This window comes from Haloferax sp. s1, from assembly GCF_058382125.1.
Genome location: NZ_JBZRPK010000560.1, coordinates 1 through 7,507, shown reverse-complemented (window position 1 = coordinate 7,507; position 7,507 = coordinate 1). Strand labels below are relative to the sequence as shown.

At 62.2% G+C, this 7,507-nt stretch carries 14 protein-coding genes and 1 pseudogene; 7 read left to right on the top strand and 8 right to left on the bottom strand.

What is annotated here, in order from left to right:
• Positions 1–98: pseudogene (locus QT222_RS10325) on the top strand (YbhB/YbcL family Raf kinase inhibitor-like protein); the annotation flags it as partial.
• 81 nt (positions 99–179) lie between these two features.
• Here QT222_RS10325 and rtcA read toward each other — a convergent pair.
• Genes rtcA through QT222_RS10310 form a run of 3 tightly spaced genes read right to left on the bottom strand, consistent with a single transcriptional unit; the run spans position 180 to position 2,173 of the window.
• Complete coding sequence (rtcA, locus tag QT222_RS10320) at positions 180–1,142, bottom strand: RNA 3'-terminal phosphate cyclase (RefSeq protein ID WP_491477114.1); 963 nt, start codon at positions 1,140–1,142, stop codon at positions 180–182.
• Positions 1,143–1,592, bottom strand: coding sequence for a universal stress protein (locus QT222_RS10315; protein ID WP_004058053.1), 450 nt, complete (start codon positions 1,590–1,592; stop codon positions 1,143–1,145).
• 59 nt (positions 1,593–1,651) lie between these two features.
• On the bottom strand, positions 1,652–2,173 hold the full coding sequence (locus QT222_RS10310) for an archaemetzincin family Zn-dependent metalloprotease (RefSeq protein ID WP_004058051.1): 522 nt from the start codon (positions 2,171–2,173) through the stop codon (positions 1,652–1,654).
• Positions 2,174–2,212: 39 nt separating this feature from the next.
• Here QT222_RS10310 and QT222_RS10305 point away from each other — a divergent pair, with 39 nt between their 5' ends.
• The 4 genes from QT222_RS10305 (at position 2,213) to npdG (ending at position 4,532) form a co-directional block, all read left to right on the top strand.
• Positions 2,213–2,662 (top strand): UPF0146 family protein, encoded by a 450-nt coding sequence (locus tag QT222_RS10305; RefSeq protein ID WP_491477113.1) that lies wholly within the window; start codon positions 2,213–2,215, stop codon positions 2,660–2,662.
• 31 nt (positions 2,663–2,693) lie between these two features.
• Entirely contained in the window at positions 2,694–3,548 is an 855-nt protein-coding gene (locus QT222_RS10300) for a TIGR01548 family HAD-type hydrolase (protein ID WP_491477112.1), read from the top strand.
• Between the two features lie 39 nt (positions 3,549–3,587).
• Positions 3,588–3,794: a DUF7534 family protein gene (locus QT222_RS10295; RefSeq protein ID WP_004058045.1), complete on the top strand. Its 207-nt coding sequence runs from the start codon at positions 3,588–3,590 to the stop codon at positions 3,792–3,794.
• A 69-nt stretch (positions 3,795–3,863) separates the two neighbouring features.
• Positions 3,864–4,532 (top strand): NADPH-dependent F420 reductase, encoded by a 669-nt coding sequence (gene npdG, locus QT222_RS10290; protein ID WP_491477111.1) that lies wholly within the window; start codon positions 3,864–3,866, stop codon positions 4,530–4,532.
• Positions 4,533–4,609: 77 nt separating this feature from the next.
• Here npdG and hisE read toward each other — a convergent pair whose 3' ends face one another.
• The 3 genes from hisE to QT222_RS10275 form a co-directional block, all read right to left on the bottom strand.
• On the bottom strand, positions 4,610–4,912 hold the full coding sequence (hisE, locus tag QT222_RS10285) for a phosphoribosyl-ATP diphosphatase (protein ID WP_004058041.1): 303 nt from the start codon (positions 4,910–4,912) through the stop codon (positions 4,610–4,612).
• Positions 4,913–4,994: 82 nt separating this feature from the next.
• Positions 4,995–5,603, bottom strand: a complete 609-nt coding sequence (gene pdxT / locus QT222_RS10280) for a pyridoxal 5'-phosphate synthase glutaminase subunit PdxT (RefSeq protein ID WP_004058039.1) — start codon at positions 5,601–5,603, stop codon at positions 4,995–4,997.
• A 72-nt stretch (positions 5,604–5,675) separates the two neighbouring features.
• Positions 5,676–5,840: a preprotein translocase subunit Sec61beta gene (locus tag QT222_RS10275; RefSeq protein ID WP_004058037.1), complete on the bottom strand. Its 165-nt coding sequence runs from the start codon at positions 5,838–5,840 to the stop codon at positions 5,676–5,678.
• Between the two features lie 139 nt (positions 5,841–5,979).
• Here QT222_RS10275 and trxA point away from each other — a divergent pair, with 139 nt between their 5' ends.
• Together trxA and QT222_RS10265 are read left to right on the top strand one after the other, a co-directional pair.
• A complete protein-coding gene (trxA, locus tag QT222_RS10270; RefSeq protein ID WP_004058035.1) occupies positions 5,980–6,246 on the top strand; it encodes a thioredoxin in 267 nt (88 codons plus the stop codon).
• A gap of 128 nt (positions 6,247–6,374) precedes the next feature.
• Positions 6,375–6,521, top strand: a complete 147-nt coding sequence (locus QT222_RS10265) for a 50S ribosomal protein L40e (RefSeq protein WP_004058033.1) — start codon at positions 6,375–6,377, stop codon at positions 6,519–6,521.
• Positions 6,522–6,537: 16 nt separating this feature from the next.
• Here QT222_RS10265 and QT222_RS10260 read toward each other — a convergent pair whose 3' ends face one another.
• Together QT222_RS10260 and QT222_RS10255 are read right to left on the bottom strand one after the other, a co-directional pair.
• Positions 6,538–6,939, bottom strand: coding sequence for a DUF7475 family protein (locus tag QT222_RS10260; protein WP_491477110.1), 402 nt, complete (start codon positions 6,937–6,939; stop codon positions 6,538–6,540).
• Between the two features lies 1 nt (position 6,940).
• A partial coding sequence (locus tag QT222_RS10255) for an MBL fold metallo-hydrolase (protein WP_491477109.1) occupies positions 6,941–7,507 on the bottom strand: 567 nt, incomplete at its 5' end.

Here is a 7,507-nt window from a genome sequence, read left to right as displayed (position 1 = left end):
CGCTTGACCTCAGCGCGGGTGCGACGAAAGCGGACCTGAAGACGGCGATTTCGGGGCACGTGCTCGCCGAGACGCAGTTGACCGGAACGTACGCGCCGGGAGTCGGTCGCACGAGCGAGCACGAACTATTCGACTCGTTCGACGACCGCGCTCTCACCTTCGTCTCGCACATCGACCTCTTAGCCGAAGACTCGAATCACGTCGAGATTCGTCCGGACGTGTTCGGTTACTTCGGGAATCCGAACGCGTCCACCCACGAGGGCGACCCAGACGAGCAGTTGGTCGGCCATATGATGGTCGACGGGTGCGTCGCCGCGGTACCAGTCGAGAAACGATTCGGCCGCTTTTTCTCCGACCGCCTCGGCCGGGACGCCGCGTTCGCCGTAAGCGTCAAAGCCAGCTACGATGTCGCCAGACCGCGCAACGACGACCACTGCCGTTCCGGGTGACGTACTTTCGACGGCGGAGACGGACGACCGAACCGGGGCTTCGATGTCCGCCCCGGCCAGTGCGTCTCGGACGCCTTCGACCTGCCGCTCCCCGACAGATGCGTCGGAAAGTGCCTCGCTGGCGACCGAGTAGACGTGTATCTCATCGAGTTGCGGGCGGTGGAGCAGGTCCAGCGACTTCGGCTTCGCCGGGTTAATTCGAACGGCGAGTTTGCCGCCGCCAGCAGGGTAGAACCCGCGTCGAGAGACGTTCACATCGAAGTCGACGCCGAACGTCGAACACAGCGGACGCTTCACGTGTCGAAGGTAGTCCGTCGGCGGCGACCACCGAACGTCGGTCCCGCCGGTGACAGTGAGAGAAAGTGGGTCGTCGAGTGCGACAGCGACGGGCAGCAGTGTCTCACAGACGAGCGTCGTACTCCCCGCAGTTCCGACCGACGCTTCGACCGGGTCGGCGCGAATCCCGTCGGGCGAAAATTGGAGCCTCGAAGACCCCTCGTATTCCCCGTCAACGTCGGCGTTGGCGACGGAACCGGCGACAGAGACGCACGCGACGTGTTGTGGCCTGAGTCCGGGTGTCGAGCGATTCCCACGGATGTTGTCCATCTCGAACGACTCGCCAGTGACGAGCGAGAGCGAAAGCGCCGTTCGGAGCAGTTGGCCGCCGCCTGCGGCACCGTCGAGCCGGTGCATTCAGCGGACGACGGTAACCGGACAGGGTGAGCGTTCGACCAACTCCTTGGCGACGCTGCCGACGAGACCTTCGTACTGTTTCGAGAGGCCGCGATGGCCGACGAAGATTCCGTCAGCGTCCACGTCGTCGACGTAGGATGGAAGCGCCTCGACGGGGTCGCCGTAGAGGAGTTCAGTGGTCGTCTCGACGCCCGCCTCGGTGGCGTGCGCTTCGGCCTCTTCGAGAACGCTTCCGGCCCGCGTTTCGGCGTCTTCGAGACTTTCGGCGACGATTCGGTCGCCGGTGCCTGCGACACCCACAACTGGCTCTTCGCCCCCTTCGACGAGGACGCGCGGTTCGACCGAATGGACGATTGTGACCGCCGCACCTTGCGGTTCGGCCATGGTGAGCGCGTAGTCGAGCGCCCGGTCTGCGGCCTCGGACCCGTCTACTGCAACGACGAAGTGCATGTTCGAATACACGTGCTCCGACGAGAAAAAGGGGGGAGGAAGCTATCGTGCCCGGAGAATTAGTGGACGAGTCGACTGCAGGTCCCACAGAGGTTCTCTTCTTTTACGTCCACTTCGCGGACGGTCGGTGAGAACGACATGACGCACTTGTTGTTGTCGCAGTGTTCGAGACCGAGGGTGTGTCCAATTTCGTGGACGACTTCTTTGCGGATTCGGTCCGAGAGAACCTCTTCGGCGGGCTTGTTCGTGATGCCGCCATCAGTAGAGGTCTGTAGGCGGTGCGTGGAGATGACAGAACCATTACCATTGAGATAGGCGAGACCGAAGACGTAGTTTCGGCGACGGTAATAGAGGTCCTTCGCCGTGATGCCGATGTTTTTCTCGCCGCGACCGACGCGACTCGCGAGTTCGATAAACTGCTCTGCACGGTACTGATTCCGGCTTCTATCGAACGCACCTTCCGGAATTGCCTGGTTCGACTGTACGGTCACATCACAATCGTAGACGGACCGAAGCCCGGCAGAGGCCTCCCGCTTCACCGAAGCAGAAATATCCCCGATAGGCACGATATCGACAAGCATGCGAGGGATTAAGCGGGGGCGCGCCATAAATATCCCGACGTGAGAGACTCGTTGCGTGACGCTCTCGTAACACGATTGAAGGGTTACGAGCGGGTGGCCGAAGTCGGCATCGGACGCAAACCAGCAGTGGCGGCCGAACTCGCCGAACGCGGCGTCGAAGTCGTCGCCGTCGACGTTCACGACTTCCCCGTCCCTGAGGGCGTCCAATTCGTCCACGACGACGTGTTCGCCCGTGTAGATTCGAACGAACCCGGCCCCTACGAAGATGTGGACGCTATTTATGCGCTCAATATCCCCGTCGAGTTGCACCGACCGACCGCCCGTCTCGCCCGCCGCGTCGGTGCCGACTTCCTCTTTACGACGCTCGGGTACGACGAACCGTCGATTCCCGTCTCCCGCGAGTCGCTGCCCGGTGATACTTTCTACGTCGCCGACGACAGCGCACGGGGTCGAGGTCGAGGTCGGGATTTCGACCGTAGCCAAGAGTAAGGCACTTCCCTTCTCGTTACACGGTTCCAGTATGCACGCGGACGTTGTCGTCCTCGATATCGACGGAGTGCTCGTGGATGTCGCCGACTCCTACCGGCGCGCCATCGTCGAGTCGGTGGAGCGACACTACGGCACGACCATCTCCCGAGACGACGTTCAACTGTTCAAGGACGCCGGCGGGTTCAACAACGACTGGGAACTGACCTACGCGGCGGCCCTGTACGTACTCACGGCCCGCGAGACGGGCCACTCGCTCGCCGAGTTCACCGACGAAATCGCCACCCGCGGCGGCGGCCTCGACGCTGCGGAGGCTGTCGTCGAATCGGCTCTCGACGACCCTTCTGTCGTCTTCGACGAGTGGGACCCCGAAGCGCTCCGAGAGACGTTTCAGGCGCTCTACCTCGGCGGGGACCTCTACCGTGACCTCGAAGGCGGTGAGCCACCATTCGAGGCGTCCGGCTACATCCACGACGAGCCCGTGATTCTCCGCCAAGAGACGCTGAACGCCTTCGGCGACCGGGAAATCGGCGTCGTCACCGGTCGTCCCTCGGCCGAGGCCGATATCGCGCTCGACCGCGTCGAACTCGACGTGGACGACGACCACCGATTCACGATGGACGACTGGGAGGAAGGAAAGCCCCACCCGGCCGCCCTCGTGACTGTCGCCGAACGACTCGGCGCGGAGTCAGTCGTCTTCGTCGGCGACACCCTCGACGACGTAAAGACGGCGCTGAACGCCGACGCAGCAGACCCCGAACGCGTCTACTACGGCGTCGGCGTTCTCTCCGGCGGTCTGAGCGGCGACGAGGGACGACAGAAGTTCTCCGAAATCGGTGCCTCGGCGGTCGTCGAGGACGTAAACGAGGTTCCGGGACTTCTCGACTGATGAGGTTGCTCTGATGGCTTACTTGATGGAGGACTACTGATGGGCCACTTCCGCGCGTTCCTCGTCACACTCCTCGCGCTCGACGCCGTCGTGTTCGTCGTCGGGTCGTTCCTGCTCCCGCCGGACCCGTTCACGCAACTGCTGATGGTCGGTCCGGCGCTGTTGTTGGCACCGGCCGTCGCGTGGTGGCTCGTCTACCGCGACGGCTTCGCTCGGGTGCAGGGACTCATCGAACCTGACGAGTGAATTTCAGAAACGAGGCAGAACCCACCGGTCGCGCAACCCTTTACTTTGCCTCGGTTCGCACGTGTGTGTATGCGAATTGCACTCCTCGGTGGGACTGGCGACATTGGTGAGGGACTCGCCCTTCGTTGGGCCTACCACACGGACCACGAGGTCATCATCGGGTCGCGTGACCCCGACAAGGCGCGAGCGAAGGCAGACGAGTACGAAACTGAACTCTCCAGTCGCGGCCTCGACGTGAAGGTAAACGGCTTCACGAACGCGATGGCTGCCGACCGCGCCACAGTGGTCGTCCTCGCTGTACCACCGTACCACGTTTCTGACACCATCGAGGCCGTCTCCGACTCACTTTCTGAAGACGACGTACTTGTCACGCCCGCAACGGGTATCAAGCGCGAGGAGGACGGGTTCCACTACCATCCACCGAAAGCGGGTAGTGTGACGGCGCTCGTCGCCGATGCGGTCCCCGACAACGTGCCTGTCGTCGGCGCATTCCACAACCTCGCGGCCGGCCGCCTCGCCGACCTCGACGCCGACCTCGGTATCGACACGCTCCTCGTCGCCGACGACCCCGACGCGAAAGAGACGGTTCGACTCCTTGCCGACGGTATCGAGGGTCTCCGCGCGCTCGACGGCGGTGGTCTCGCCAAAGCCGCAGAAAACGGGGCGCTCACGCCGCTTCTCATCAACATCGCACAGCACAACGACGGGCTTCACGACCTCGGCGTTCGGTTCCGGTAGCTGCCGTTTTACCCCTGCTGTCGCCGCCTGCGGTCTCTACTGCCACGGCCAACTGCGCGGCCACCGCGGTCGACCGTTCAGAACCGACTTTTCAATTCTTCGCGCAGGTCGTCGAGCGATGCGTCTTTCATCGACAGGAGGACGAGGAGGTGATAGACGAGGTCCGAACTCTCGTAGAGGAGTTCCTCTCGGTCGTCGTCTTTTGCCGCGAGGATGGTTTCTGTCATCTCCTCGCCGAGCTTTTCGAGCACGTAATTTTCGCCTTTCTCGTGGGTAAAAAGCGTCGTCGTATAGGAATCCTCGGGAAGGTCTGCCTTCCGGGACTCGATGGTCGAAAAGAGTTCATCGAGAACCTCGTCGGTTGGGGTGTCCGCGTCCATGGTCGCACGACGGGCGGGGGCGGAAAAAGACCCTCTGGTTCCGGTAGCCCTCACTCGGACCGACAGTCGTGGATATACCGCCTCAGGCTTCGACTTCGACTTCCAATTCGTCGAAGAAGGCGAGGTCGTGGATGCGACTGTCGGCGGTCAGTTCGGGGTGGAACGAGGTACCGACGACGGGTCCGTCGCGAACTGCGACCGGGTTGCCGTCCCACTCGGCGAGGACTTCTACGTCGTCGTCTCCCTCGTCGATGAGGGGTGCGCGGATGAACACCGCGGGGAACGGCGAGTCGAGACCCGCCACGTCGAGCGGTGCTTCGAAACTGTCGACCTGTCGGCCGAAGGCGTTGCGGTCGACGGTCACGTCGAGAATGTCGAGCGTCTGCACGCGGTCGTCTTTCGCGTCTTGAGAGGCAACGATAAGACCGGCGCAGGTTGCGAGGACGGGCTTTTCGGCCGCGACGTGGGCCTGAATTTCTCCGTCGATTCCCTCTCGTTCGAGGAGTCGGGAGATGGTCGTCGATTCGCCGCCCGGCATCAGGAGAACGTCGCAGTCGGGAACGAGTCCGGCGCTTCGAATTTCGACGATATCCGCATCGACGCCGTGAGCATCGGCGGCCCGCTCGATGGCGTCGGCGTGTTCAGTGACATCGCCCTGAACGGCGATGACACCGGCGCGTAGCGTATCCATAGACGTGTCTCGGGAACGCGAGGACAAAAAGCGTCCGTTCGTTCGTCGGCGGTTCGTGGGGCGACGTATCGGTTAGAACGCGAGCGCGTTCAGCACCAGAATACCGATGCCGAACAGTGCTCCCGTGGCGACGACAGTCTTCGGGTCGACTCGAATCGCGTTACGGTCCTCCGCGTCGAAATAGCGGACGAGACCCGCGCTCGACATCAGACCACCGCTGTTCTGGCCCTTGCTCATGTCCCACCGTCTGTTCGTCCACCGCCTAAACGTTTCGGCTCGGAAGCGTCACCCGTCCACATTCGAGGACTGAAACCGGCAGTCGACCGGGCATGAGTAATCCTTATGCGCGGGGGCAGGCAAGTTGCGCCGGGATACGATGACTGTTCGACTCTTGGACTTTTACGCGGACTGGTGCGGCCCTTGCAAGACGCAGGACCCGATTCTCGACGACCTCGAAGGCGACTACGAGGATGTCGAGTTCGTCAAGGTTGACGTCGACGAAGAGCAAGACGTGGCTAACCAGTATCAGGTGCGCTCGCTTCCAACCCTCATCGTCGAGAACGACGACGGTATCGTCGACCGTTTTGTGGGTGTAACTCAACGTGACGACCTCGAGTCGGCCCTGAGCGAAGCCGGCGCGTAACCGAACCAAACGCGCGTAAGCGCAGGCAGCGCGCGAGCGCCAACCGCGTTTTTGACGCTCCAATTCGACCGTGAGCGCCGGCGGTACGTCTCGCAAACGTTATACGACCGGCCGAGGGACTCGTATGCATGGCTAGTGACGCTGCGACGAAGCGGACGCTCGAGAAGCAGATTTGTATGCGCTGCAACGCACGAAACCCCAAAAAAGCGAAGCAGTGCCGCAAGTGCGGCTACAAGCACCTTCGTCCGAAGTCGAAGGAACGCCGCGCCGCATAAGACTGTCTGCTTTCTCTTACGACTCTCTCCGGTACAACACGAAGAGCACTGCAATCAGTGTGAGTTGTACCACTTTGTCGACGACGCCGCCGATACTGATGATATCGGGCCAATTGAACACCACGTAGAGGACGATTTGCCCGGCCGTAAACGGGATGCCGAGCAGAATCACCCACGTACGAAGGGTCTTGTCACCGCGGAGAACACCGATAATCCCGCCTGCGAATCCCGCTGCGGCCCCGACGAAGGCGATACCGAGCGGGTTTGTGGGGTCTGAAGACAGCGTGCCCACGCCGAGTCCGAGGTGAATTACCCCGGTTATCGCCGCGAGGACGACGCCGATGTAGTGCAGTTGCGTCAGTTCCGCCTGTTCGGTCTGTTTGGGTGTCGTTGTCGTCTGTTCTGTTGTGGTTGACATATCATGTCACCGGATATTTGGGTTCGCGTCGTTCAGCTCGTTCGAGTGCGCGCTCGATTACGTCGTGGATGGTATCGCCGCCTGTTCCGCGTTTGAACACGTCGCCGTGTCCAGCGTACATCGTCTCGACCGTCGTCGGGAGTCTGTCGCGGAGCGTCCGGAGGCTGGAGATAACTCGCTCGCGCGACTGTCCCGGCAAGTCGGTCTTTCCGAAACTGCCGTCGTCGAACGCGTTGTCGTTGTACACTACCACGTCACCGGAGAAAAGCGACCGCCCGCTCACGAGTGAGACGTGGTCGTCGGCGTGTCCCGGCGTGTAGATGACCTCGAACGTCTCGTCACCCATCACGATTTCGTCGCCGTCTTCGAGTTCGTGGGTTCGAAGCGGATGGTCACCGAAAGCGTACACGTCCGGCTCGAATCGCTCGACGACGGCGTCTAACTCGCCGATGTGGTCCGCGTGCTGGTGGGTGAGAACGACGGCGTCGAGGTCGTCTGTGTGTTCTGCGACGGCGGTCTCGACACCTGCCATCGTCCCGGCATCGACGAGGACGGTTCGGTCGCCGAG